26 protein-coding genes and 2 pseudogenes are annotated in these 26,486 nt (G+C 46.7%); 24 read left to right on the top strand and 4 right to left on the bottom strand.

Annotated elements, in window-relative coordinates; genetic code table 11:
* Position 1: 1 nt before the first annotated feature.
* From H9Q76_RS13025 to H9Q76_RS13010, 4 genes are all read left to right on the top strand, one after another.
* Entirely contained in the window at positions 2-760 is a 759-nt protein-coding gene (locus tag H9Q76_RS13025) for a YlmH/Sll1252 family protein (protein ID WP_249321287.1), read from the top strand.
* Between the two features lie 86 nt (positions 761-846).
* Positions 847-1,788, top strand: coding sequence for a magnesium transporter CorA family protein (locus tag H9Q76_RS13020; RefSeq protein WP_021984574.1), 942 nt, complete (start codon positions 847-849; stop codon positions 1,786-1,788).
* A gap of 67 nt (positions 1,789-1,855) precedes the next feature.
* The gene (locus tag H9Q76_RS13015) at positions 1,856-2,590 is read left to right on the top strand and encodes a lysophospholipid acyltransferase family protein (RefSeq protein WP_243100418.1); all 735 of its coding nucleotides are present in this window, start codon (positions 1,856-1,858) and stop codon (positions 2,588-2,590) included.
* 5 nt (positions 2,591-2,595) lie between these two features.
* On the top strand, positions 2,596-3,444 hold the full coding sequence (locus H9Q76_RS13010; RefSeq protein ID WP_021984576.1) for a patatin-like phospholipase family protein: 849 nt from the start codon (positions 2,596-2,598) through the stop codon (positions 3,442-3,444).
* Here the strand turns inward: H9Q76_RS13010 and H9Q76_RS13005 are convergent, their stop codons facing one another.
* From H9Q76_RS13005 to H9Q76_RS12995, 3 genes are read right to left on the bottom strand one after another with little or no spacing between them, the layout of a single operon-like run.
* Positions 3,445-4,374: an asparaginase domain-containing protein gene (locus H9Q76_RS13005; RefSeq protein WP_249321286.1), complete on the bottom strand. Its 930-nt coding sequence runs from the start codon at positions 4,372-4,374 to the stop codon at positions 3,445-3,447.
* A gap of 4 nt (positions 4,375-4,378) precedes the next feature.
* A complete protein-coding gene (locus H9Q76_RS13000) occupies positions 4,379-5,713 on the bottom strand; it encodes a sensor histidine kinase (protein WP_117780378.1) in 1,335 nt (444 codons plus the stop codon).
* Positions 5,710-6,453, bottom strand: a complete 744-nt coding sequence (locus H9Q76_RS12995; RefSeq protein WP_249321285.1) for a LytR/AlgR family response regulator transcription factor — start codon at positions 6,451-6,453, stop codon at positions 5,710-5,712. Before H9Q76_RS12995 ends, H9Q76_RS13000 begins: the two co-directional genes overlap by 4 nt.
* A gap of 223 nt (positions 6,454-6,676) precedes the next feature.
* On the opposite strand from H9Q76_RS12995, the gene H9Q76_RS12990 reads away from it, so the two are divergent.
* From H9Q76_RS12990 to H9Q76_RS12930, 12 genes are all read left to right on the top strand, one after another.
* On the top strand, positions 6,677-8,116 hold the full coding sequence (locus H9Q76_RS12990; protein WP_249321284.1) for a hypothetical protein: 1,440 nt from the start codon (positions 6,677-6,679) through the stop codon (positions 8,114-8,116).
* A 245-nt stretch (positions 8,117-8,361) separates the two neighbouring features.
* A complete protein-coding gene (gene cbiD, locus H9Q76_RS12985) occupies positions 8,362-9,555 on the top strand; it encodes a cobalt-precorrin-5B (C(1))-methyltransferase CbiD (RefSeq protein WP_227573126.1) in 1,194 nt (397 codons plus the stop codon).
* Positions 9,540-11,381 carry a precorrin-4 C(11)-methyltransferase gene (gene cobM, locus H9Q76_RS13855; RefSeq protein WP_330594669.1) on the top strand — a complete coding sequence of 614 codons (1,842 nt, stop codon included), beginning with the start codon at positions 9,540-9,542 and terminating at the stop codon, positions 11,379-11,381. Before cbiD ends, cobM begins: the two co-directional genes overlap by 16 nt.
* Before the next feature lie 101 nt (positions 11,382-11,482).
* Positions 11,483-12,235 (top strand): precorrin-3B C(17)-methyltransferase, encoded by a 753-nt coding sequence (gene cobJ / locus H9Q76_RS12970; RefSeq protein WP_021984583.1) that lies wholly within the window; start codon positions 11,483-11,485, stop codon positions 12,233-12,235.
* Positions 12,232-13,044 (top strand): precorrin-6A reductase, encoded by an 813-nt coding sequence (gene cobK, locus H9Q76_RS12965; RefSeq protein ID WP_249321283.1) that lies wholly within the window; start codon positions 12,232-12,234, stop codon positions 13,042-13,044. The genes cobJ and cobK overlap by 4 nt, the downstream gene beginning before the upstream one ends.
* The gene (cbiT, locus tag H9Q76_RS12960) at positions 13,034-14,404 is read left to right on the top strand and encodes a precorrin-6Y C5,15-methyltransferase (decarboxylating) subunit CbiT (RefSeq protein ID WP_117780372.1); all 1,371 of its coding nucleotides are present in this window, start codon (positions 13,034-13,036) and stop codon (positions 14,402-14,404) included. Before cobK ends, cbiT begins: the two co-directional genes overlap by 11 nt.
* 182 nt (positions 14,405-14,586) lie before the next feature.
* The gene (locus H9Q76_RS12955) at positions 14,587-15,981 is read left to right on the top strand and encodes a cobyrinate a,c-diamide synthase (RefSeq protein ID WP_021984586.1); all 1,395 of its coding nucleotides are present in this window, start codon (positions 14,587-14,589) and stop codon (positions 15,979-15,981) included.
* Between the two features lie 57 nt (positions 15,982-16,038).
* Positions 16,039-16,686 carry a precorrin-8X methylmutase gene (locus H9Q76_RS12950; RefSeq protein WP_021984587.1) on the top strand — a complete coding sequence of 216 codons (648 nt, stop codon included), beginning with the start codon at positions 16,039-16,041 and terminating at the stop codon, positions 16,684-16,686.
* Positions 16,687-16,692: 6 nt separating this feature from the next.
* Entirely contained in the window at positions 16,693-17,754 is a 1,062-nt protein-coding gene (gene cobT / locus H9Q76_RS12945; protein WP_249321282.1) for a nicotinate-nucleotide--dimethylbenzimidazole phosphoribosyltransferase, read from the top strand.
* A gap of 10 nt (positions 17,755-17,764) precedes the next feature.
* Positions 17,765-18,544: a hypothetical protein gene (locus H9Q76_RS12940; RefSeq protein WP_021984589.1), complete on the top strand. Its 780-nt coding sequence runs from the start codon at positions 17,765-17,767 to the stop codon at positions 18,542-18,544.
* A 17-nt stretch (positions 18,545-18,561) separates the two neighbouring features.
* Entirely contained in the window at positions 18,562-19,263 is a 702-nt protein-coding gene (locus H9Q76_RS12935; RefSeq protein WP_249321281.1) for a bifunctional adenosylcobinamide kinase/adenosylcobinamide-phosphate guanylyltransferase, read from the top strand.
* A gap of 247 nt (positions 19,264-19,510) precedes the next feature.
* Positions 19,511-20,332, top strand: coding sequence for an adenosylcobinamide-GDP ribazoletransferase (locus H9Q76_RS12930; RefSeq protein ID WP_249321280.1), 822 nt, complete (start codon positions 19,511-19,513; stop codon positions 20,330-20,332).
* An 11-nt stretch (positions 20,333-20,343) separates the two neighbouring features.
* Here H9Q76_RS12930 and H9Q76_RS12925 read toward each other — a convergent pair whose 3' ends face one another.
* Complete coding sequence (locus H9Q76_RS12925) at positions 20,344-21,381, bottom strand: hypothetical protein (RefSeq protein ID WP_196020846.1); 1,038 nt, start codon at positions 21,379-21,381, stop codon at positions 20,344-20,346.
* A gap of 284 nt (positions 21,382-21,665) precedes the next feature.
* Between H9Q76_RS12925 and H9Q76_RS12920 the strand changes: the two genes are divergently transcribed.
* From H9Q76_RS12920 to H9Q76_RS12885, 8 genes and pseudogenes are all read left to right on the top strand, one after another.
* Complete coding sequence (locus H9Q76_RS12920; RefSeq protein WP_117780365.1) at positions 21,666-22,013, top strand: bifunctional adenosylcobinamide kinase/adenosylcobinamide-phosphate guanylyltransferase; 348 nt, start codon at positions 21,666-21,668, stop codon at positions 22,011-22,013.
* A 1-nt stretch (position 22,014) separates the two neighbouring features.
* Positions 22,015-22,803, top strand: a complete 789-nt coding sequence (locus tag H9Q76_RS12915) for a histidine phosphatase family protein (RefSeq protein ID WP_249321279.1) — start codon at positions 22,015-22,017, stop codon at positions 22,801-22,803.
* Between the two features lie 122 nt (positions 22,804-22,925).
* The gene (gene cbiB / locus H9Q76_RS12910; protein WP_249321278.1) at positions 22,926-23,915 is read left to right on the top strand and encodes an adenosylcobinamide-phosphate synthase CbiB; all 990 of its coding nucleotides are present in this window, start codon (positions 22,926-22,928) and stop codon (positions 23,913-23,915) included.
* Between the two features lie 69 nt (positions 23,916-23,984).
* A pseudogene (locus H9Q76_RS13940) lies at positions 23,985-24,086 on the top strand (Fur family transcriptional regulator); the annotation flags it as partial.
* Positions 24,079-24,699: pseudogene (locus H9Q76_RS13935) on the top strand (flavin reductase); the annotation flags it as partial. The pseudogenes H9Q76_RS13940 and H9Q76_RS13935, both read left to right, overlap by 8 nt.
* A gap of 18 nt (positions 24,700-24,717) precedes the next feature.
* Positions 24,718-25,260 (top strand): rubrerythrin, encoded by a 543-nt coding sequence (gene rbr, locus H9Q76_RS13930; protein ID WP_117947600.1) that lies wholly within the window; start codon positions 24,718-24,720, stop codon positions 25,258-25,260.
* 83 nt (positions 25,261-25,343) lie between these two features.
* Positions 25,344-25,742, top strand: coding sequence for a bacteriohemerythrin (locus H9Q76_RS12890; protein WP_117780362.1), 399 nt, complete (start codon positions 25,344-25,346; stop codon positions 25,740-25,742).
* Positions 25,743-26,011: 269 nt separating this feature from the next.
* Positions 26,012-26,182, top strand: coding sequence for a hypothetical protein (locus tag H9Q76_RS12885; protein WP_181985651.1), 171 nt, complete (start codon positions 26,012-26,014; stop codon positions 26,180-26,182).
* Positions 26,183-26,486 lie beyond the last annotated feature (304 nt).

Here is a 26,486-nt window from a genome sequence, read left to right as displayed (position 1 = left end):
TATGAACGAAGAACAGGTATTGATTGCGCGTTTGCAGGACTTGGCGAAGCGTGCGTACAGACAAAATATTTATACATACTCCGGATTCCTGGCACCCGCGGAGCTTGCGGTGGTCTATGAGAAGCAGGCGGATTTCTCCTTTGTTGGGATGACCTGCTTCGGCGGAACGCCGGAGTGCGAACGGCAGATGGTGCAGTTTGGCTCGGAAGAATTGTTTGGGTATGCGGGCGTGTTCCCCATCTCGATTATTCTGGTAGAACCATTACTGGACAAATTCGCTGAAGATCTGAGTCATCGCGATTTTCTCGGCGCGCTTATGAATCTGGGGATTGAACGGTCTGTTCTCGGTGACATTCTGGTAAAGGATGGAAAGCGGGCATATATTTTCTGTCAGGAGAATATCGCTGCATATATTATGGAGCAACTGACAAAGATAAAACATACGAACGTGAAAACCTCTCTCGTGGAGGGTGAGATCGAGGATCTGAAGCCTGTACTTGAGGATATACACGTGATCGTCAGTGCACCGAGGTTTGATGCCATCGTTGCAGCCGTCACGAAATGCTCCCGCAACGAGACGCTGGATATGTTCCGGGCGAAGAAAGTCACACGGAACGGCAGAATTGAGGAACGCAACAGTCTGGTCTTAAAAGATGGCGATAGTTTCTCGGTCCGCGGGTACGGAAAGTTCCGGTATTGCGGTGCCGGAAGTGAGACGCGAAAGGGCAGAGTGAATATTTATTTAAAGAAATATATTTAGGGGTTTCCGAATGGGAAAAGTCGTGATAAAATATGTGACAGTGAGGCTTTTGCCATGAAAAAGGGAGACAATGAGGCGAGAAGGATATGATCAGTAAGTACATTACAGAGAATGGAAAATTCAGACAGATTGATGAGTTTATGCCTGGTACATGGATCAATCTGACAGCGCCGACGCAGGACGAGAGTCTCGAGATTGCAAGAAGATATAATGTGGATCTCGCAGATATCCGGGCTGCACTGGACGATGAGGAGTCATCCCGTGTGGATGTCAACGATGATTATGTTTTGATATTATTCGATATTCCTTCGGTTGAGATCCGGCACAACCAGGAGGCATATACAACCATCCCGCTGGGGGTTGTATGGACGGACGATGCAATTATCACGGTGTGTTCGGCGGAGACACCGGTGCTCAAGCATTTTATTGTCAATAATATACGGGATTTTACCACGAAGAAGCAGGTGCGTTTTACCTATCAGATTATGTACCGGACGAGCATGTTATATCAGTCGTATCTTCGGATTATTGACCGGCGCAGACTTGAGATGGAGGAACGTATGGGAGGCGCAACGGAGGATGCCGATATCGTCAACCTGCATGAGATGGAATCCAACCTGGTGTATTTTGATACATCATTGCGTGCGAACCGGATGGTCGTGGACCGTCTGACACGGTATAGCGGAATCCGGAAATTCCCGGAGGATCAGGAATTGCTGGATGATGTGATTGTCGAGAATCTGCAGGCGATAGAGATGACGCAGATCTACCGGGATATCTTAAAGGGTACACGGGAATTGATGTCAACATTCATTGATAACCGTCTGAACAACATCATGAAGCTGTTGGCTGCGATTACGATCGTCATGTCCATACCGACGATTATATCGGGATTATATGGTATGAATGTAAATGGCAACGGTATGCCGTTTTCAAAGGAACCATGGGGATTTATGATTATATGTGTGCTTACACTTGTCATCTGTATTGTAGTGACAATTGTGCTGCGAAAGAAGAAGATGTTGTGATAGCTCCAGGTTGCAGGCAGACACAGAACTATGCAGGATGGCATGGGGATATAAGGGTTGAGATAGATTGAAAAATTTGAGATTTAAATTCGTTGTTGCAACGAGTCCGTTGTTCGTTGCCACGCATATTCCGCGTGCGAATTATATGATAAAACACAAAGAAAAATACACCGAACAGCAGCGGTATGATTTTGCGATGAAGATCGAGAATCATATGCGCAGACGCGCCCGTACCAAGACGGATGTTTTTGGCAGGGAGAATCTGCCACAGGATGGCGGCTACATCATGTATGCCAACCATCAGGGGAAATACGATGCACTTGGTATCATGCTGGCACATCCGAAGCCATGTGCGATGTTGTGGGAAGAGAAATCCGCAGACCGTCTGGTTGCAAGACAGGTATGTGGTCTGGTGGAGGGAACCACGATATCGTTCGAGGATCCGAAGCAGCAGATCGGGGCGTTGAAGACGATTTCCGAGCGTGTGAAGGATGGAAAACCATATTTGATTTTCCCAGAGGGCGGTTATACGGATAATAAAAATGAGTTACAGGAATTTAAGTCCGGGTGTTTCTCGTGTTCGTTAAAATCCAAGACACCAATGGTTCCGGTTGTGATCTACGATTCGTGGAGGTCGATGGATACGAATACTTTTGAGAAGGTTCGGACACAGGTACATTTCCTGCCGCCGATTCCATATGAAGAATATGGAAAATTGCGGAAGCATGATGTATGCGAATTGGTAAAGAAGAGAATTCAGGAGAAGCTTGACGAATTAAAAGAAGCAGATCCGAGGAGATGAAAAACGTGAAGACAGGTATTGTATTAGAGGGCGGTGCGTTCCGCGGGCTTTTTACCGCAGGAGCATTGGACTGCCTGATGGATAATCAGATAGTATTTGATTATGTGGTAGGAGTATCTGCCGGCGCTGGAAACGCGGTTAATTATCTGGCAGGGCAAAAAGGTCGTACCAAATGGACGATTACCGCAAGCGGTGAAAATGCATATTATGGTGTCAAGCAGATGCGTAAAAGCAAGAAGATGCTTGATTTAGATCGTATGGTGATGGAGTTTTCGCATAAGCAGTATCCATTTGACTTTGAGAAGTTCGTTGCGTCACCATCGGAGGTAGAACTCGTAGTGACAAACTGCGAGACTGGAAAAGCCGAATATATCGCAAAGACAGAGGATGAGAAGCGCATGCTGACGGCAGTCAAGGCATCGTGTTCAGTTCCTGTGCTGTGCAATCCGGTTGAATTAGATGGATTCCATTATATGGATGGAAGTCTGGCTGATTCGATTCCGGTGAAGCGAGCATTTGAGGTTGGATGTGACCGGGTTGTCTGTATTTTGACAAGAAAGCCAGAGGAAGCACCGACAAACTATGGAAAGATTCGTGTGCTGATGCGTACCTATAAGAAGAAATATCCGGCATTTTATGATACGTTGATGCGCAGACGTGAGATGTATGCGAAGCAGTTAGACCGGATCGACCGATACGAGAAGGAAGGAAAGCTTCTCGTGTTCCGTCCGGAGTTAGACAGCATCAGCAAGTTTGAGCAGGATAAAGAAAAGCAGGAAGCATTCTATCAGAATGGATATGATCTGATGGCAGCTAACCTGCAGAAGATGCAGGATTTCCTGCAGGGAAAATAATCAGTGTTTTTGGCTGTATTTGTACCATAGATACATATACGCAACAAGCGGACTGTATTCTGGAAGCGGGATGATCCCAAGAGATTCGTATATCGCTTTGCTGTCATAATCAGTAGAAGATGCAGAGATTCCGGTCAGATAGACCGGGATCTTTTTTTGTGCCGCCTGTTCGGCGAGTGCAAGCAGAGATGGATTTTTCGTATTGATCGTACCGGAGTGGTAAGCGTGGATCAACACTACGCATGCATTGTCCGGCAGATAATACTGCATACCCGGCATGGACTGGAAGAAGCATACTGGGCAGGATGTATCGAAGTGGACGGATGTTTGCCGCAGGTCGGAAAACTCCTGAAGGACAGGTGCAATTGCATCCGCATATGCATCATAAGAACGTTCGTACAAACTGTCGTCAAACGGATAATGGTTGTAGACGCCAAGTGCATTGTAGATCTTCGGCGTACTTCCGGTGTTACAGTAGGCGATGCCGACGGCTGTTGGCAAAGTTGGGGAAGTGATATAATCAACGGCAGCGGTAAAGTTCGTCAGTCCATTTGCACGCGGATCATCTAAGATATAATTGCTTGACACGAGCAGGATTGGAACCTTTGCATAGGCAAAGCACATACCAAGCGCCGCGGCGGTAAAAGGAAGCGTATCCGTGCCATGCGTCACAATGATGCCGTCAATATCCTTTGTGAGCTGCTCCCGGATGCAGGAGATAAGCAGGTTCAGATGCGAACCATCCATATACTCACTCAGGGTTGTATAAGGAGCTTCCGTCTGAAAGTGCGGGATGGCTGCTCCTTTTTTCTTTTGCTCGGTCTCATACATTGCCAGCAGTCGATATGGCATCTGTGTATCGGTGGAGACAAAGTTCTGCTGTACGGACGAACCAATCGTGCCGCCGGTGAAGATAACTGTGATATTCATAGAATTACTCCGTTTCATTTTCCTTTAGTTTTAACATGATATTCGAGATAAATTCATGTTGTTCGGTATAAAAATTCGAGGAACCGTGGTATTTTTGCGTCGTAGCCTGAATCGAGGCAAGACCGATACCGCTTTTCCGCTCCTTGGTGGAGATGTATTTTCCGTTCCGTGTGCAGACATTGCCGTCAAAGCTGTTTACCATTGTGATATACAGGTGCCCCGGGGTGTCGAGATCCGCGGATAAGCGGATGAAACGGGCATCGGTCCGGACATGGCGGCATGCGGTGACTGCGTTATCAAGCAGATTGCCGAAGATCAGGCACAGGTCAATATCCGAGATCGCTATCTCCTTTGGAATAACAACCTGCAGCTTCGTCCGGATGCCATAGCTTTGGGCGATATCGATATAATAATGAATCGTTGCGTTGACCACGGGGTTGTCACAATAGGTGGCAGGTGCCTGTACATTCGATATCTCGGAAGAATAGTTGGAGATATATTCCTGTAATTTCTCATATTGGCCGGTCTGGGAAAGTTCGTTCAATACTGCAATCGTATGCTTGAAATCATGCCGGATACGGCGTGTCTCATCCAGATACGCCTGCATTTTCTCATACTGGTCTGCCTGAAGCTGGTACATCAGGGCGGTGGAATCTGCTTCGATCTTCCGGGAGGTCGTGACGGCGATGATGTACAACAGGGACTGGAACAGCATGAAGAACAGGAACAGCACACCTTCGATCACCATTGCAATCTGGAAGACCCGCCCGACGCGGATGTTGGCATAATCAATCGGAATCATATAGATGTTGCAAAAGGAGATGATTGCAGGAATCATCCATGCGATTCTCCAGAATAATGTCGTGTTGAAATTCTCAAACAGCCATCGGTATTTGTGCCGCATGCGGAGCAACACAGACATAATGAGGAGACTGACCGCATATTGTATGATCAGACCGGGCACGGAGTCGTCATGTATGTTGGAATGCGGATCGATCCGCGCGATGATGTAATAGTTCATGATGCAGCCGAAGGATAACGCAGCGGTTGCACATAAAAACATGTAAAGTAATTTCAACTTTTCCAGTTTTACAGTCAAAAAATACGCAATCAGACAGATGCCGAGCAGAGGGAAGAAGAATATGTTTGTGTAGTAGGAGCCGGAAGAATCCACCCACGCCAGCATAAAACAGACTGCAACCATGCATGGCAGCAACACCGGATAGAGCTTTCTCTGGGGAATGATGAGCCAGTCCGCAACAGGGATGATGCAAAGAAAGATGCCGGGGAGGATAATGCCGTATTCGGCGGCTCTGTAAACGAGGTTCCAGAAATTCATGAGAGTCCTCCTTTCGTCAATGCCTTCGTGCGCCGCTTAAACTGGTGAGAGATATAAGCCTGTGTGATGGCGGCTGCATTTTTCCTATGAATCGAAAATGTTGTGGAGTCGCACATGGTGCAGGAAGCGTTCTCCATATGCTGCACATAGTCCAGGTTGATGAGTATCCCCCGGTTGATGGTCAGAAACCGTTCGTCCTGTGTGAGGATGGATGCGGCTTCGCGAAATGGCATGCGGCAACGGAACACATCGCGCCCCTGAATCTGTAGATAGTTGGAATCCGAGGTGATATAGCGGATGTCAGAATATAAAACCGGAATCTGCTTCCGGTCTATCGAGATTGAAAATGCCTGTGTGTCAGTCTCTTCTTCCTGCGTGATCGCCAGCTCGTCGAACAGCCGGGCGATCATCTCCCCGGTTACGGGTTTTTCGAGATAATCAAATGCATGCACCCGGAATGCATCTGCCCGATGTTCCGGACTGCTGGTCAGGAACACGATAGGTGTCCGGGGAGCATTCCTGCGGAATTCTGCCGCCAGATCAATTCCGGTTGTATCCTGTAAATAAATATCAAAGATAACAAAAGAATATGAGATCTGTGCGCATGCAGAAAGAAATGCAGCAGATGTCGCGAAGCAGTCACAGGCGATTGCAACATCGTGCGTGCGGCTGTAATCCATAATGGTTTTATATAATTTCTGTAATTCTTCCGGATTGTCATCCACGATGGCAAGGTTCATATTCATTTCCTCTCTGATGAATGGTTAAATTGTAATTTTTAACATTGTAACACAATTTCCTATAGGAATCTATGCATCCAAATGACATTTCGTCCCAGAAAAATGCATTTCGTCCCAGAAGGGTTGACGTGCCCCCAAAGGTATGGTAAAGAAAAAGAATGAAAAAAATGTAAAGAGGATAATATTTGGGACAGGAAAGTCCTGGGTAGTAGGAGGAGAGAAAATGAAAGTAAGAGAGAGGTTAATGCGGAAGGTGATGGCAGTTGTGATCGCAGCAGCCACAATTTTTTCGATAAGCGGAGGGACGAAGGTTGTGCCGGTCAAGGCTGCGGTAGAAGTGGCAGAGGTATTGGATGAGACTGGAATGAAGATAGCGGGATATACAACGTTTGAAGTAGCGGCGAGAAATGTATATAATAATTATACAATCAAGATGCTGGCAGACGCAACGGAGACCTGTTCTGTTGATATTGGAAACAAAAATCTTACGATTGATCTGAATGACAAGAATTTGACGATTACACAGATTTCCACTATGAATGCATTGACGATAAAAAATGGAAGTATGTCAGCGGAAATTGATAATGCAAATGTTGGAAATGATCCAGTGTTGACATTGAATGATGTAAAACTAACGATATCACATCTTTACTGGGCTACTAATGGTGGTGTTGCATTGGAAGGAACAAGTCAGGTGGATATGGTTGGTGATTATTGCTGGCTTGAGAAGCTAACAATGCAGGAAAGTTGTGTGTTTGAGGTTGGAACAAACGCATATATCAATAATTATGGTAATGTCGCGAATGGTTTAGATGTAAAAGAATTTCTGCCAGAAGGGTATCGTTTTAATGCAAAGGGAACAAGAATCTTTGACCAACAGAGGAATGAGGCAAGCAATTATGTACTTCGTTATCGCAGGCTCACCGATTCACAGCTTACCGTTACACTCAATCCGGATACATATGTCTATGATGGCAATGAAAAAAAACCTACCGTGACAGTAACCTATGACGGACAGATACTGACAGAGAACACAAGCTATAAACTGACTTATGCAAATAACAAAGATGCAGGAACAGCGAGTGTCACGATCAACGGAATAAATAGTCTACATGGACAAATTGTGAAAAACTTCATCATCAAAAAGGCAGATCAGAATGCACCGACGGGATTGACACCGACGGCAGAAACAATTGATGGAAAAAATGATGGTCAGATTGCCAATCTGGCAACGACGATGGAATATAGTGTTGATCAGACAAGCTGGACCGCCTGCACAGGCACGACGCTGACGCAGCTTTCCGATGGCGATTATTACGTAAGATATAAGGAAACAAACAATTACTATGCGTCGCCATCTACCAAGGTAGTTGTTGCAAAGGGCGTGGCTCCATCCACAACAGGCGAGCAGACGACGACAGAAGGAACGACAACAACAGAAAATCAGACGACAGGTGAGCAGGCAACCACACAGCAGACATTCGTGGAACAGCCGGATGGAGCAACTACACAGGCAGGTGCCCCGAAGACAACAGAGACAAGCAAGAAAACGGATAAAACGGTTTCCACCGGAGATGCATATCCGATAGCGATTATGATTACGCTTATGCTTGGCGCAGGCGTCGGTATCACAGGTATGATCCGAAGAAGAAAAGAAAAATAGTTAATTGTGCAATTCATACACATGAGAGCAGGATGGAAGTCCTGCTCTTTTTTCGGAAGTAAATCATGTGGTATAGTGAAGTGAGCGCGATATATGACCGGAGCCCATGCGATGGGCGTGGGAGGAAGAAAGTAAGCAGAAAAACCAGGATTGAAAATAGAGGTGCATAGCGGGAACGGAAATAAATTTACAATTTCCGTATGAAATGGTATAAATAAAGAAGATTTTACAGATTGGAAATGCGTATGGAAGAATATGTGATCAAAAATCAAAAAAAGCTCCGGCTGGGCATTACGACAGGAACGTGTAGTGCAGCGGCGGCACAGGCAGCAGCGATACAGCTTCTGCTTGGGGTAGAAAGCCATGCGGTAACCTTGCGCACGCCGAAGGGGATGACGGTTTCCGTTCCGGTGTATCTGTTGGAGGCGGATGCAGACAGGGTAAGCTATAAGGTTGTGAAGGACAGCGGCGATGATCCGGATGTGACAAACGGCACGGATGTCTGTGTGACGGTGGCGTATGCGAAGCAGCGTGTGCGAGAGCAGATAGATGGAAGCCAAGACAGGTCCTGCGCATTTACCAGCGAATCATTTCCATATCTGACATTAGATGGAGGAATCGGCATCGGGCGTGTCACGAAAGAAGGCCTGGAACAGGCAGTCGGACAGGCGGCAATTAATCGTGTACCGCGGCAGATGATATTTGCGGCGGTGGCAGATGTGTGCGAGAAAGCAAATGTCAGTGAGCCATTGCACATCACGGTTTGGATGCCAGAGGGCGAGGCTCTGGCGAAGCGCACATTTAACCCGAAGCTTGGCATCGAGGGCGGACTGTCGGTGCTAGGAACAAGCGGAATCTTAGAGCCGATGAGTGAGCAGGCGATTGTGGCAACGATCGAGACGGAGATCCGGCAGTTGCATGCGGTCGGCGAAGAGAAAATATTAGTCACACCGGGAAACTATGGACAGGCGTATGCGTCTGAATATTTGAAACTTGATCTGACAAAGAGCGTCAAGTCAAGCAATTATATCGGTGATACGATTGACCTTGCAATCTCATATGGCATGAAGGATTTCTTGCTGGTTGGAAATATCGGAAAGCTGGTGAAGCTGGCGGCAGGAATTTTCAACACACATTCCAAGGTGGCAGATGGACGAGGAGAAATCTTCGCGGTGCATGCAGCGATGGCGGGCGCCGAAGCGAAGGTGGTACAGGAAATCTACGACTGTATCAATACCGATCGGATGTTGGATGTGTTGGAACGAGAAGGCTTGCGGGAAGTGGTGATGCAGAGTATCCTTGCGGCGATCGAGAAGCATGTCGCAGGCAGAGTCGGCGATACGATGCGGTTTGGAGTTATTGTATTTTCGGAGAAGTATGGATATCTGGGGCAGACGAGTGATGCGGAAAGAGAGTTAAATAAATGGTACATTTTGTAGGAGCGGGTCCCGGTGCGTGTGATCTGATCACTGTGCGGGGCATGAATCGAATCAAGGAAGCGGACGTGATTATCTATGCGGGTTCGCTTGTAAATCCAGAGCTGCTTTCCTATGCAAAGGCGGATTGCAAGATCTATAACAGTGCGCATATGACACTCGATGCGGTTGTGGATGTGATGCGGGAAGCAGAGGCAGCAGGTAAAGGGACGGTGCGCCTGCATACGGGAGATCCGTCGGTGTATGGGGCAATCCGCGAGCAGATGGATCTGCTGGATGAATATGGAATTGCATATGATGTGTGCCCGGGGGTGAGTGCGGTGTTCGGTGCCGCGGCGTCGCTGGCGTGTGAGTATACGCTGCCGGATGTGACGCAGACCTTGATTCTGACAAGAGCAGAAGGGAAAACGCCAGTGCCGGAGAAGGAAAATCTGCGGAGTCTGGCGGCACATCGCGCCAGTCTAGTGTTGTATCTGTCGTCCGGGCTTGCAAGAAAGGTACGGCAGGAGCTTTTGATCGGTGGATATGCAGAGGATACGCCGGTTGCTGTCGTGTATAAAGCAACGTGGCCGGAAGAGAAAATCATCCGCACGACACTGGCAAAGCTTCCGGAAGATATGGAAGCTGCGGGAATTACGAAGACGGCACTGATCATCGTATCTCCGGCACTTGGAAGTATCTATGAGAAATCAAAGCTCTATGACGCAGCATTTGCAACGGAATACCGCGGTGCGACGGAGATTGCCCTTCCGGCAGGGATCCGCCGCGTGCTGCTTATCACATGCAGTGTGCGTGGGTATGCAACAATGCAAAAATTGGCGAAGAAGCTGGAAAATATTTCCGGTGCAGAAATTATTGCGAAGGTAAAATGCGAGGCGCTTCCAGAGGTTTCAATGAAGGAAACAGTGAAGGCATGTGTTGACGAATATTTTGAACAGGTGGACGCTATCGTGTTCGTAACAGCAAGTGGAATCGCGGTACGGAGTGTAGCGGAACACCTGACACACAAATCCAAAGATCCAGCAATCGTGTGCATGGACGAATGCAGCAAACACGTGATATCGTTGGTGAGCGGGCATGCCGGCGGGGCAAATGCACTCACACAGATGCTGGCGGATGTGATGTGGGCAACACCGGTTATTACGACGGCGACGGACGTGGAAGGACAGTTTTCTATCGATGATTATGCGCGGGAACATAATTTAGTTGTGACGGACTGGGCGAAGGCGAAGGCAATCAGCGCAGAGGTGCTGGCGACCGGGGCGAAGCCTGTGTGGGTGGATGAAGCAGAGGTTTCGCAGGAAGAAGAGAAGAACGCATGCGGGAATAGAATCGATGTTCGGAGATTAAAGATAGGTTCGTATCAGGTTATTGTAACTCCACGAGATATCCTGCCAGATGAGAAAATGTTGCAGCTTGTTCCACTCTGCATCGTAGCAGGAATTGGATGCAGGAAGGAAACATCTTCGGATAAAATCGAGCATGCGGTGCAGGATGCATTTGCGAAAGCAGGCTTGCGGATGGAAGCGTTATGTGCGGTGGCGAGCATTGATTTGAAGAAGGAAGAGGCTGGATTGCTTGAATTCTGCGAGACGAGGAAAGTGCCGTTTGAGACATATACGGCAGAAGAATTGCAGGCGGTGTCGGGGACGTTTTCCGCATCCGAGTTCGTGACAGGCGTGACAGGCGTGGATAATGTATGTGAGCGCAGTGCAGTGAAATATGCAAGCGAGCATGGCGCGAATGATGGAGAGCTGTTGCTTCGCAAGCAGGCGCAGGATGGCGTGACGGTAGCACTGGCGTATGTGGGTGTAGCGAGTGGAAAGTAAGCAGAAAAACCCACGCGGTGGGTGTGGGAGCCGAAAAACAAGCGAAAAAACCCAAACCAGAAGCTATAACATAGAAATATAGAGCAATAACGGAGAGAAATATGAGCGCAGATAGTAAGAAGGAATTGTATATTGTCGGGCTTGGCCCCGGCGCGAGACAGAAGATGACGCAGGAAGCAATCGACGTCGTGGAAGCCTGCGAAGTGATTGCGGGATATAAGGTGTACATTGATTTGCTGAAACCGTATTACCCGGATAAGGAATATCTGGTGAATGGTATGAGGCAGGAGGTAGAACGATGTCGGTTGGCACTGGAAACTGCGGCAGGCGGAAAGAAGACAGCGCTTGTCTGTAGTGGTGACGCTGGCGTATATGGCATGGCAGGAATCACATTGGAGCTGGCAACAGAATTTCCGGAGGTGGATGTACATGTGATTCCGGGCGTGACGGCAGCATTATCCGGTGCGGCATTGCTTGGCGCGCCACTTGGGCATGATTTTACAGTGATCAGTCTGAGTGATTTGCTGACACCGTGGGAGCTGATAGAGCGGCGTCTTGCGGCAGCCGCTGAGGGTGATTTCGCAATCTGTCTGTACAATCCGTCCAGTCACAAACGACATGATTATCTGCAGAAAGCGTGTCAGATTCTGTTACAGAAAAAATCTGGAGATACAATCTGTGGAATCACGCGGAATATCGGGCGCGATGGCGAAGAAAAACGAATTCTGACATTGGATGAGTTACTGGAGACGCAGGTGGATATGTTCACGACAGTATTTATCGGAAATTCCCAGACACGAAAAGTTGGTGACGCGATGGTGACACCGCGCGGATATAGAAGAGATAACGCATGAAAGTAGTCATATTTGGCGGTACAACGGAGGGGCGACAGCTTGCCGAGTATCTGATACAATTAAACAAGAAGCAGAAAATGCAGACTATCGAAGTCCATGTTTGCGTGGCATCGGAGTATGGTGCACAGGTACTGCCGGAGGATGCCGCGCTCAAGGTGCATGTGGGTCGGCTGGAGCAGGCAGATATGCAGGAATTCCTGCAGGCAGTACAGGCGGACCTCTGTGTGGATGCGACACATCCGTATGCGGTGATCGTGACACAGAATATCTATCAGGCGTGTAAGGCGGTGGAAGTTCCGTATATTCGCGTGCGGCGAGAGATGCATACCTGTGAAGCATCGGACAGTGTCTATGTTGAGGATACACAGGCGGCGGTTGATTATCTGAAAGGCGCGACCGGAAACATTCTGATTACGACAGGCAGCAAAGAATTACATTTGTATACGCAGATCCCGGACTATGAATCGCGCTGTACGGCGCGTGTGCTTCCAACGCAGTCTGTGGTAGAGGCATGTACGGAACTGGGATTTACCGGCAAGCATCTGATCTGCATGCAGGGCCCTTTTGATCTGGAGATGAATCTGGCAACTTTGCGCTATGCAAATGCTGATTTCCTTGTGACAAAGGCAAGTGGGAAGAACGGCGGCTACGATGAAAAATGTGAGGCTGCGCTTGCCACGGGAGTGCATCTGGTTGTGATCGGGCGTCCGAAGGAGCAGGTAGAACCGGTGATGTCACTTGCACAGGCAGAAAAATATTTGTTTGATATGATAAGGGGCAGAAAGGAGAATCAAAAGAATGGGGAATAATGAACACACAATCGTATATTTGATCGGTATGGGACCGGGAAATTCGGATTGCCTGACGCGGGAAGCGGTACAGGCATTATCGCAGGCGACCGTATGTATCGGTGCTTCCCGCATGCTTGCGATCTGGAAGAGTCTCTGTGAAGAAGATGGACGCGACGCGGAGCAGACATTTTATAATGCGTATAAGGCAGAAGAAATTGCAGAACTGATTCAAAATCATGTCGGAGAGACGATTGCGGTAGTGTTCTCCGGGGATATTGGCTTTTATTCTGGCGCGAAGAAGCTTTCCATGATGTTGCGGAAGGCTGTGGGGAAAGTCTGCAATATGGTGGATGACACGACAGGAACAACCGAACAGATACAGGCAGATAAAACAATTTATGAGCTTTGTTATATTCCGGGACTCTCGTCTGTTCAGTATTTGTTTGACAAAATTGGCTGGGCATGGGAGGATGCAGAGCTTATCAGCAATCATGGCGTCTCTGCAAATATTCCAGCGAAGGTGCTGCATCATGCGAAGGTTGGTACATTGCTTGGCGGTGAAAATCAGGTGGCAGAGGTCTGTAAGCGGCTTACTGAAGTGGGATTGGGAGAAATCGCGGTAGTCGTTGGAGAGCGGTTGTCATATCCTGATGAGAAAATTACAAAGAAGTATGCCAAAAATCTATGTGAGGAAACATTTGATAAGCTGGCGGTTGCGATATTTATAAATGATCATCCGCAGCCAAGGCGTTTAGCTCCGGGAATCAAAGATGAAATGTTTATCCGGGGTAAGGTGCCGATGACGAAGGAAGAAGTGCGGATGGTTGTAATCGCAAAGCTTGGAATTCAGGAAGACACAGGACTGGTGAAATATGATCAGAACAGCGGGCAATGCATGACAAGCAATCCTGCACCAGTCATTTACGATGTAGGAGCGGGAACGGGTTCAGTATCCATTGAGTTGTCACTCCTGACAGAGCAGGGAACGGTATATGCGATTGAGAAAAAGCCAGAAGCTGTGGAATTGTTGCATGCGAACCGAGAGAAGTTTCATGTGGGAAATATGGAGATCCTTGCGGGCGAAGCATCGGAAGTGATTCCAACGCTTCCTGCACCGACGCATGTATTTATCGGAGGAAATGGCGGAAATCTGTTCAAGATCATGGATCAGATCTATGCGAAAAATCCGAACGCACGCATTGTTCTGACTGCGGTCACATTGGAGACGCAGGCAGAAATGCTTACATTGGCAGACATAGCGAAGCGGCATAACGTGGATTTTAATATGGTACAGATGGCGGTGACGCGCAGCCGCGAAGCTGGCCCGTATCATATGATGCAAGCACAAAATCCGGTGTGGATCGTGACGATGGGATAGAAAATGTACAGGAGCGACCGGAAGAAACAATAGTATAGAAAATGCACAGGAGCGACCGGAAGAAACAATAGTATAGAAAATGCACAGAAACAGCCGAGAAGAAACAATAGTATGGAAAATGGACAGGAACAGCTGGTAAGAATCAATGGTATAACATGTACAGTTACAGTCGGGGAGAAACAATGCAACACAAGAATAATATCCAGGTAAATACCCCACGCGTGATGTTCGCAGCGACACGGAGTGGCAGCGGAAAAACAACCGTGACGTGTGGTGTGCTGGCAGCATTAAAAAAACAGAATATAAAGGTACAGGCGTATAAATGCGGTCCGGATTATATCGATCCGATGTTTCACCGGACGGTGCTCGGAATCGACACTGGAAATCTGGATACCTTCTTTGCGGATGCTGATGCGATTGGACGCATCCTGGCGCGAGACACGAAGGATGCAGAATTGATCGTGATGGAAGGCGTCATGGGATATTACGACGGTGTTGGTGGAACAACGACGATGGCAAGCTCTTATGAATTAAGCAAGGTTACGAAGACACCGGTCGTTCTAATCGTGGATGCGAAGGGCGCGAGTGTCACGCTTGCGGCGATCATCCGCGGAATTATGGAATATAAGAAGGACAGCCGGATTGTAGGGGTGATATTAAACCGTGTATCACCGATGTTTTACAGCCGGATCAAGCATGTGATCGAGACGGAATGTGGGATTCCAGTGCTTGGATATCTGCCGGAAGATGCATCATTTGCGGTACCATCCAGACACCTTGGACTGCTGCAACCGGATGAAATGCTGAAGCAGAGAGACTGGGTGGAAACAGTTGCGGAAGCTGCCAGAAAAACGATTGATATTGACGGGATTCTGGAGATCGCGGCACAAGCAGAGATGTTGCAGATACAGAAGGCGACAGGTGAGACAGAAAAAAGCAAGTTCCCAGCCGGTTATCGCATTGGCGTGGCAAGAGATGCGGCATTTTCCTTTTATTATCGGGAGAATCTGCGCATGTTAGAGGATATGGGAGCGACACTTGTGTACTTTTCTCCGCTGACAGATGCGCATGTGTCGGAGGTGGACGCACTGATCTTTGGCGGCGGTTACCCAGAGCTTTATGCAAAGCAGTTGTACGAGAATCAGTCGATGCGTGCGTCTGTCTGGCAGGCATTGGAAGCAGGCATGCCGTGCCATGCAGAATGTGGCGGTTTCTTATATCTTGGCAAATCACTTGCCGATGCAGAGGGAAATGTATATGAGATGGTCGGTTTCTTGGATGGTGCAGGATTCCGGACAGAGCGGCTACAGCGATTTGGGTATGTGGAGCTGGCACCGCAGGAAGCGGATGCATTTGCCGTGAATACGGTTTTGCGCGGACATGAGTTTCACTACTGGGATAGCACGGATTGTGGCGATGCCTGTTTGGCGTGGAAGCCCCTTTCCAAGCAGAAGACCTATCCGTGTATGGTGAAGAAGAAAGGAACGTTCGCCGGATTCCCACACCTGTATTACGCGGGTGCGGAGAATTTTTTCTATCATCTATTTTTAAATAGTACAGAGAATGAAAATAGATGAAAATAGATAATATAGTTTTTGGTTAGTAATGAGGGAAGAGAAGAGTAAGAGGGTATTATGTTAGAAGAGATACAGTTACAGCAGGTGCTGCCACAGGAAATTGAAAAACGAAGCTTCGAGATTATCACAGAGGAGCTAGGAAATGTTGAATTAGATCCGCTTCAGGCACCGATTATCAAGCGGGCAATCCATACGTCGGCGGATTTTGATTATTTGAAGAATCTGACATTTTCTGAGCTGGCAGTGGAACAGTTCCATACGGCGATTAAAAATGGAGCCTGTATTGTCACGGATACGCAGATGGCGAAATCCGGCATTAACAAGAAAGAACTTGCGAAATACGGTGGTGAGGTCTACTGCTTTATGAGCGATGACGACGTGGCAGAGATTGCGAAGAAACAAGGTTCCACGCGGGCAGTAGCAAGTATGGAGAAGGCGTGCATGTTAGACAAGCCGCTTATTTTCGCGATTGGAAATGCACCGACCGCGCTGGTGCGTCTGTATGAGCTGATCGACGAAGGAAAGCTGCATCCATGCGGCATTATTGGTGTGCCGGTTGGCTTCGTGAATGTGGTGGAAGCGAAAGAACTCATCATGCGGACACCTGTGCCGTATATTGTGGCACGAGGCAGGAAGGGCGGTAGCAATATTGCCGCGGCAATCTGCAATGCGCTGTTGTATGAACTGCGGGATATGGAGAAGTAAGAAATTATGAACGAGACACAGCAGAAAATCTATACACAGGCAAAGGGAAAATGGGATGCGATCGCGAAGCCAATCGACAGTCTCGGCGTGTTCGAGGATATGGTTGCCAGACTTTGTGCGATCGCCGGGACAGTGAATCCCGGTGATTATAAGCGGCGGGCACTGCTGACGCTGTGCGCAGATCACGGCGTTGTGGCAGAGGGCGTGACGCAGACCGATGCCAGCGTGACAAAGGTCGTAGCGGAGAATATTGCACACGGCTGTTCCGGTGTCAATTATATGGCGCAGATGGCAGGCGTGGATGTGTATGCCGTCGATATCGGTATGCGGGGAGAAGCATATCCGGATGCGACATTCGGTATGGGACATATGATAAACCGGAAGGTACAGGCTGGAACCGGGAATCTTGCGAAGGAACCTGCGATGTCGATGGAAATCTGCGACCGCGCAATTGAAGCAGGAAAAGAGCTTGTACGGGAATGTAAAGAAAAAGGCTATGAGATATTAGCGGTTGGTGAGATGGGAATCGGAAATACAACTCCGACCTCTGCCCTGCTTGCGGCACTGCTTGATCTGCCAGCGGATACGGTGACCGGGCGCGGCGCCGGACTCAATAATGCCGGACTTGCAAGAAAGGTGCAGGTGATCACGCAGGCACTTGCGCGTGTGCAGGGAACGACCGATGCGAAGCAGCTACTCGCTGAGCTTGGCGGGCTGGAGATCGCCGGGATGGTGGGCGTATTCTTAGGTGCCAGACAATATCAGATTCCGGTCGTGCTGGATGGTGCGATCACCTGTGTGGCGGCGCTCGTTGCGATGCGGATGGAACCGGAAGTTGTGGATTATCTTCTGGCATCGCATGCGTCGGAGGAAGCGAGTGGAAGGCTGGCACTGAACGCACTCGGACTTCCGGCAGTGATTCATGGCAAGCTGTGTCTGGGCGAAGGCAGCGGCGCAATGATGTTATTTCCGCTTTTGGATATGACATTATCCATCTATAAAAACATGGGAACGTTTGATGATCTGTCAATCGAAGCATACAGCCGGGATGGAAAGCCGGAAGAATAGGGGGGAACGCATGAAACATAGAAAGATATGGATAATTATAGCGGGTGTAGTACTGATTGTGGCTGGCGTACTCGGCGTTGTATTTGTAAGACAAAATTGGAATTCGAAGGATACGGGACCGCATTCGATTGAATTTACGTTTGGATTTGATGAGTTTACATTTATGAAGCATACGCTGTCCGAGGGTGACAGAATGAGTGCGATTATGATGGAGAACAATATTGGCATGGCAAACAGTGTGAATGATACAAGGGATTATTTTGTGTACTATGCTGATAATATGAAGGCGCAGGTTCTGATGTGTCCGTATGAGATTGACGGGGATAGAAACTACAGAGCTTCCGTGTATATTGTCTCGAAAGAGAGCGAAAATGACAGAAGAATCCACATGAGCATAGATAAATCGCAGCCGGAGTATGATACATATTATAAGGGACCGATTCAGATCGGGGATTCGCTGGAGCAGGTATACGAGTATCTTCATATAGATGAGATCAAGAAATATGGAGAACTGGAGGAGAAAAATAACCGGAAATATTACACATGTGACAGTAACCTTGGCGTGATCACGTTTCACGAAGAACCGTTTACCGGATTGCAGGAACTGGAGAAATATAAGACGCCGGAGGAATATTTGAAGACAGGAAATACGATCCAATACATTATTAATTTTGCTACATATGACCTGCAGGTTCAGGTTGATGAAAGCCTGACAGTTTCGCACATTAGTTTAGCCTATGATCCGGATCGGACGACTACAAGCAGTGACCTTGCGGATATGGGCTTCTAAAGAAAGGTAAATAGACGATGTTACATATTGTGTATGGCGGAAGTGCCAGCGGGAAATCATCGTATGCAGAAAGCTTCGCCATGTCCTTGCAGGGCGAAGGACGGCTGCTCTACATTGCGACGATGTATCCGTATAAATGGAATACGACGGAGATTGATCCGGAGACGATGCAGCGGATTGAACGCCACCGCGCGATGCGTGCCGACAAGGGGTTTGATACGGTCGAATGTTACCGGCATGTGGAACATATTGTGGCGAAGCGGCAGGATGTGCTGCTGCTTGAATGTATGTCGAACCTGCTTGCAAATGAGATGTATCTGGAGCCGGATGCAGAAGCGGTAGGAATAGCCGGTAAAGCAGAGGTGGATACAGAAACGGTAGGAATGGCCGGTAAAGCAGGAGCAACGGCAGAGGTGGATACAGAAACTGCCGGAACCGATAGTAAAGCAGATTCCGGTATGTCAGAGACACTGTCACCGGTGAGCAAGAAAATCGTACAGGCGCTCATTGATTTATCTACGCGTGTGCAGGAACTGGTGATTGTCACAAATGATGTGTTCTCCGATGGCGGAAGTCTGACCTACGATGAAAGCACGCGGGAGTATGTGAAGAATCTGGCAGAGATTAACTGTGCACTCGCACGGGAGGCAGCAACCGTGACGGAGGTTGTCTGTGGGATTCCGGTCATAGTCAAGAAAAATCACCCAATGGGGAAGTAAGGTTAAGAGTAGGAATTGGGTAGAAATTGTGAATGGAAGAAAATTCCCCAATCATAATGCAGAAAAATGAGAAATCATTGGGGAGAAAATTGGAATATGAAAAACATCCCCAATTTCAGAGAAATGGGTAAGTCAAAATTGGGTAAAAAGTTTAGAATTATCAAAAAATCCCCATGTAGGAACAATAGCAAGTAGGAGAAATAAGAACAAAAAGTTCGAGTAAATTGATCAGAGGAGATAAGCAACCATGATGAAAGCAATCTTAATCGCATTTTCGACATATTCCAAGATACCAATGCCGCATTTCAAATGGGATCCGAAAGCCTTGCAGTACAGCATGTGCGCGTTCCCGTTGGTTGGGGCTGTGATTGGCGCGGGTGAGTTCGCGATCTGGTATCTCTTTGGTTTTCTCTTGCAGTGGTCGGAAGTCTTCACAGCGGCGCTTCTTACGATATTCCCGATCCTGATCACAGGCGGCATCCACATGGATGGATTCCTAGATACCGTGGATGCGAAATCTTCTTATAAGTCCAAGGAGGAGAAGCTGCAGATTCTGAAAGACCCACATACCGGGGCGTTTGCAATTATCCGCGGCTGTCTGTATTTCCTGATTTATTTTGGATGCATGGCAGAAGTTGTGCATGCGCTGAACAGAGAGATACAATCCGGGACACAGTCTGGTGCGCCGGCACACGCAATGCGGTTGATGGGCGTGTTCGCGGCAGGATTTGTGCTGGAACGTGCTTTGTCCGGACTTTCGGTACTTACATTTCAGAAAGCAAAAAAAGAAGGCATGCTGGCAGATACCGCACGCCTTGTAAATAATCGCTCGAAGGTGATCATGTTCGTATGGCTTATTGCCTGCATTGCCGCAGGCTGTGTGATACAGCCGGTTGCAGCACTTGTGGTCGCAGGCATCGCCATACTGATGTTTTTCTATTATCGTTTCATGTCGTATCGCACCTTTGGCGGGATCACCGGCGATCTGGCTGGATATTTCCTGCAGATGTGCGAACTCTGGATGTTAATTGGAACCGTCGTTTTGGTGCATGTGATTGAACGACGATGACACCAATGCGGTTATTTGTTCGTTGTTTCAGCGTCGGTTGCCGATGCATTTCCTTTGGCAGAATTAACGAGCTCCACGATCTTCTCGTCTGCGGTTAAATATTCGACATCGCCGAACAAAGCCGTTTTCTCTGCCATCAGTTCTTTCACGATGTTTGTTCCATAGCGACCATCAAAGGTGTCTAAGAAATAGTCTTCCAGGGTTCCTTTCTGGATTGGAACGTATGTAAATCCAACTTCATTCTCCGGATATACGTAATATCCGCTTGTCTCACTGTAACGAAAAGTGTCAAAGAAGTTTACCGCAATTCCAAAATCTTCAAATTGCCAGCCAATGTACATTAGATATGATGAGAACTGGTCATCCGATTTTTCCGGATGCAGGAACGTGTCAACGAAGTACTGGGTATTTTCTTCGGCTGACTTTTCTGCATCATAGTCGTTGCCGAAACAGATATAATTCGGGGTACCAAACATGGTTGTCAGCATATCCATATAGATATATGCAGGATTCGGATCGCCGTAAAAGTTGTAGACGTCGTTGTAAGAATCCTCGGAAACCCCGAAAGCATCGTAATCTAAATATGTACTGAACAGTGACCAGAGATTCTTGTCAAGGGCTTCGCCAATGGTCATATCGTCTTCGTCTATCATCAGCTGGGGAAGGGAGTAACTATCCTCATAAAATGATACGGAATATGCAGATTCATCCAGTGCATCCGTAAGTGGCACGCTGGCTGCGCTGTAAGGCATGCTAAAAAGCGTATCCGTCGTAACCGGGAACGTCAGTCCGTACAGACCGGCACCCTCAGGTAATTCCAGTGTCTCTGCGTCTGAAAGCCCGCGGCTAAATACCCATGGACAGATGGCGTAGTCGATCGTACCGGCTGCTGTTTCGCTTCCGGAATTATCGGAACTGCTTTCGCTTGTTACTGCCGGAGCAGGAGTGTCCGACGTGGTATCTTCTTTCTTGCCACAACCGGTTGTCAGTGTAAGGGCGGCTGCCAGTGACAGTCCAAGTGCCAGTGTCTTTGTAAGTTTTTTCTTCATTTTGATAGTCTCTCCTTTAAGTAAATATTTAATAAGACACGCGTTATGCGCAGATAGAATCGTCTGTTGCACATAATCATGTATTGAATATAAATGATACGGAACAATTTTGCAATCCGTCCGTTCAATATATAGACGGACGAGAAGGGGAAAAGGTTGGGAAAAATAAAAAAATTTATGCAATATGAAAATGTATCTTGCAGAAAAAGTATAAAGAAGTATAAAATAATCGAAAAAGTATAAAAAGGTATAAAGAAATATAAAAAGTATAAAGAGGGAACGCTATGATCTTAATAATCGGCGGTGCATATCAGGGAAAGTTCGAGTATGCCAAGGCAAATTTCAAAGAAGGACATCAGATTATCAATAATTTTCATAAATATGTGCGGAAGACGATGCAGCAGGGCGGCGATCCGGAATTAGAGGCAAAGCAGCTTATGAACAAAGCGGTTCTTGCCGGAAATGCAGACAAGCTCGTCTTGGTCAGCGATGAGGTCGGAAGCGGCATTGTGCCGATTGATGCATTTGAACGGGAGTTTCGCGAGAAGAACGGGCGCGTGAATTGCTATCTGGCAAGCCAGGCGGAGCAGGTTATCCGCGTGACGGCAGGAATCGGGACGAGGATTAAGTGATATGAAAGCAAAAATTGTATTAATCCGTCATGGCATGACGCAGGGAAATCAAGAACATCGGTATGTCGGTACGACGGATGAAGGACTGCTTCCGGAGAGTGTGGAAGAGTTGCGAGGCATGCAGGAGTTCTGGCAGAAACAGGTGCCGATGAATGGTAGAACCGTGGCAGATAGTGTACATGACGAAATCGAAATTGTACCGGGGAAAGTCACATGTGAGCAGCACTGTCAAAAAAACGGTAGTAAAGAGCAAATCGTCTACGTCAGCCCGTATCTGCGCGCAAAGCAGACGGCGGATATTCTGTTCCCCGATGCAGGAAAGGTGGAAATCGCGGAATTTGCAGAGTGCAGATTTGGCGATTTTGAATATAAGAATTATGCGGAATTAAATGGCAATCCCGATTACCAGCGCTACATCGACAGCGGCGGTACGACGGCGTTTCCGGGCGGTGAGACAAAAGCGGAGTTTACAGACCGTGTGATGCGGGGATTTGAGAAGGTGTTTGTGGATGTGGAAAGCAGGGAAGAGCAAAAACGGTTACGATGTGACGTTTCATTGAGAATAGAGACGGCGCACACATCCCTGTCAGACACGATCATTATCGTCGCACACGGAGGCACGATCATGGCACTGATGGATCAGTTGTCAGAGCCACACAAGGATTATTTTGACTGGCAGGTGAAACCGGGCGAGGGAATTGCAGGATGGTTAGAAGTGACAGCGGATGGGATGCAGATTGTATCTTATGAGAAAATGAAATTGCCGCACGGTATGAAAAACGGTGCCTGATGCTATGAAATAGATGTGATGGAGGCACTATGTAAAGGCAAAGTTGTGTGAGGTATGTCAGGTAACTAACAGTACGGAATACAAATATGCAATGCAGCGATGAAAGGAAATGTAAAGTGACCGTGTTACAGGAACGTATATTTATCATTATAATTGCATGTGTGCTCGATCTGATATTTGGTGATCCACACTGGCTGTGGCACCCGGTACAGGGGATGGGCTGGCTGATCGACCATGTGGAGGCATGGATGCGCAAGCGGTTTCGGATACGGGAGGAGCGCGATACAGACATCCGCAAAAAACAGGTGGCAGGAACATTTACAGTTGTGATCGTGATAACGGTGTCGCTGCTTGTGGCGGCAGGAATCCTATATGGGTGCAACCAGATTCATCATACGTTGTATCTGGTTGTGGCAATCTGGATGTCATACCAGATGCTGGCAGCCTGCTCGCTTCGTCGGGAGAGTATGAAGGTGTGCAAGGCACTCGAAGCCGGGGATGTGGAACAGGCGAGAACGGCGGTATCCATGATCGTCGGCAGAGATACAGCATCGCTCACTGAGGAAGGCATCGCGAAGGCCGCGGTGGAAACGGTCGCTGAAAATACGTCGGACGGCGTGATCGCCCCGCTTTTTTATATGTTTTTGTTCGGACCGGTCGGTGCGTGGGTGTACAAAGCAATTAATACGATGGACTCCATGCTTGGATATAAGAACGACAAATACCGGTATTTTGGAACGTGTGCGGCGCGTGTGGACGATGTCGTGAATTTCATTCCGGCACGACTTTCCGCGTGGCTGATGGTTGGTGCGGCAGGCATTTTGGGTATGGATATGGCTGGCGCGGCACGGATTCATTTGCGGGATCGACGAAACCATGCAAGTCCGAACTCCGCACAGACGGAATCGGCGTGTGCGGGTGCGCTTGGATTGCAGCTTGCCGGAAATGCATATTATTTTGGAAAGCTATATGAGAAACCAACGATTGGCGATGTGAAAAGGCAGATCGAGCCGAAGGATATCCGCCGGGCAAACCGGTTGATGTATGGAACCGCAGTGTTGATGGTGATCGTGGGTGTCGGCGTGCTGATCGGATGCGGATGTTTCACGTAGTAATAATTACTATTATTATATTGACAATAGAATAAAAGAGAGATACAATCCTTATTAAGAATAGTATGAATTTATAACACTCATGGAATTGAATTTTTGGATTATGATATTTCATTTAAAGGCATTTGCCCGAAATGCAGGGAGAAGGTAAAGGAGGAAAAATATGGATAGGAAAGCAATGTATAAATTGAGTTATGGACTGTTTATATTGACCGCTAAAGAAGCAGAAAAAGATAACGGATGTATCATTAATACAGCCATTCAGGCAGCTTCGGAACCAAACCAGTTAAGTATCTGTGTAAATAAGGCAAATTATACGCATGATATGATTCAAAGAACCGGAAAATTTACTGTATCAGTCTTAAGTCAGAATGCAGAGTTTGAATTGTTCAAACATTTTGGCTTCCAATCAGGAAGAGACACCAATAAGTTTGAAGCATTTGAGCAGTGTGCCAGGGGCACAAATGGTATTTATTATATTACAGAAGGTACAAATGCATACATTTCTGTGACAGTTACTAAAACAGAGGACTTGGGTTCACATACGATGTTTATCGGTGAGATAACCGATATGGAAGTTTTAAGCAATGTTCCTTCAGTAACATATGATTATTATCAGAATAATATTAAGCCTAAACCACAGGAAGTTGGAAAAACAGAGGATGGTCAGACAATATGGCGTTGCAGAATTTGCGGATATGAATATGTAGGCGAGGAATTACCGGATGACTTTATATGTCCTTTGTGCAAGCACCCGGCATCAGATTTTGAAAAAGTAGTAAAGAAAACGGAGGTAAAAGAGATGGCAGCAAACAAATATGCAGGAACACAGACAGAGAAGAATTTACAGGAGGCATTTGCGGGAGAATCTCAGGCAAGAAATAAGTATACCTATTTTGCATCTGTAGCGAAAAAGGAAGGCTATGAGCAGATGTCTGCATTATTTTTAAAGACCGCAGATAATGAGAAAGAACATGCAAAGATGTGGTTCAAGGAATTAGCAGGAATTGGTGATACAAAGGAAAATCTGGCAGCAGCTGCGGAAGGCGAGAATTATGAGTGGACAGATATGTATGAAGGCTTTGCGAAAACAGCCGAAGAAGAAGGGTTCCCTGAACTTGCAGCCAAATTCAGAGCAGTAGGAGAAATTGAGAAGCATCACGAGGAGAGATATCGTGCACTTCTTAAGAATATTGAAACTGCACAGGTATTTGAAAAGAGTGAAGTCAAAGTATGGGAATGCCGTAACTGCGGACATATCGTGGTAGGAACAAAGGCTCCTGAGGTATGTCCAGTATGTAATCATCCGCAAAGCTATTTTGAAGTACATGAAGAAAACTATTAAGGAGATATAAGCATGGAAGTAAAGTATTATATATGTATAGAACAGGTTAATAAAACAAATAAAACAGAAAGTAGGATTAATTTATGTATGAAATGAAACCAGAATATTATATCGGTATAGATATGATAGACGAAGAACACAAGCAGTTATTTAAATATGCAGATGAGGCATATGAACTGCTTCATGATGAGTTTACACCGGATAAATATGATAGGATTGATGTAATATTAGAAAATCTCCGAAATTATACAGTAAAACACTTTAGTGATGAAGAGCAGTATATGGAATCTATTAATTATAAGAAGATATTTACACAGAAAGTTCAACATCAGGAATTTATACATAAGCTTGATGAATTTATGGAACACCACAATGATGAGGTAGAAGATCAAGATGAACAGATTATGGAAATTTTAAAATATCTCACAGAGTGGTTAGTTAATCACATTCTGTATGTCGATGGTCAAATTCCAAAAGGCTGATATAGTAAGAAAGGCTGTTATTTTTAGTGAGTAGCAGCTTTTTTCTACGAATAGTCAAATTATTTATTCTTGAACATTCATGCTTTTAAATTCAATTCATTTAATTTAAGATGCAGAAGAACAAAACACTTGACCAGATCGCAGATGTACGATATCGTGAAGAAACATGCACCAGAATATGATGTGGATGCAATTACAACGGAAGTGCTGGAAACACGGGAAAATGAAAAAGCATAAATCGTTAGGGGAGGAATTTAGGAGGAAACGTTATGAATGTTATAGAGGCTATATTATTTATGATGTATAGAGAGATAAATCGATATATGAAATTAGCTTCGTATAGAAAAAATTATCCCAAATATCAAACAGGCAAAAAAGAAGGAAAAAATTTCTTTTGGAGATTTGGCATATCTGGTCGATTTTTATTCAGTATTATATAATGAACCTATTATAAGCAATAAGTTTATGAATACTGTGCGTGATATAAGAAATGCTTCGGCACATAGTAATTGTTTAATCAATAAGTTGTTTGAAGAATTACCAGCTACACAACAACCAGATGCGGAGATTAAAGACGATTGGTCTTATGATAAGACTGGTCGTCTTTATTTTTTCGGAGTTTGATATGAAAACATGGGAAATTAAAACTTAGTGAAAAAGTGCAGTAAGTTTTAATTACAATATTGATTGTACATAATAAGGATAGTATAATAAATTTAAAATTTACGAGAAAAGTGCAGTAAG

Origin of the sequence: Wujia chipingensis (assembly GCF_014337155.1) — a bacterium.
In the GTDB taxonomy this organism is placed as follows: Bacteria; Bacillota; Clostridia; order Lachnospirales; family Lachnospiraceae; genus Coprococcus_C; species Coprococcus_C hominis.
Note: the sequence above shows the minus strand (reverse complement) of the source record. Positions and strands in the feature narration are given on the sequence as shown.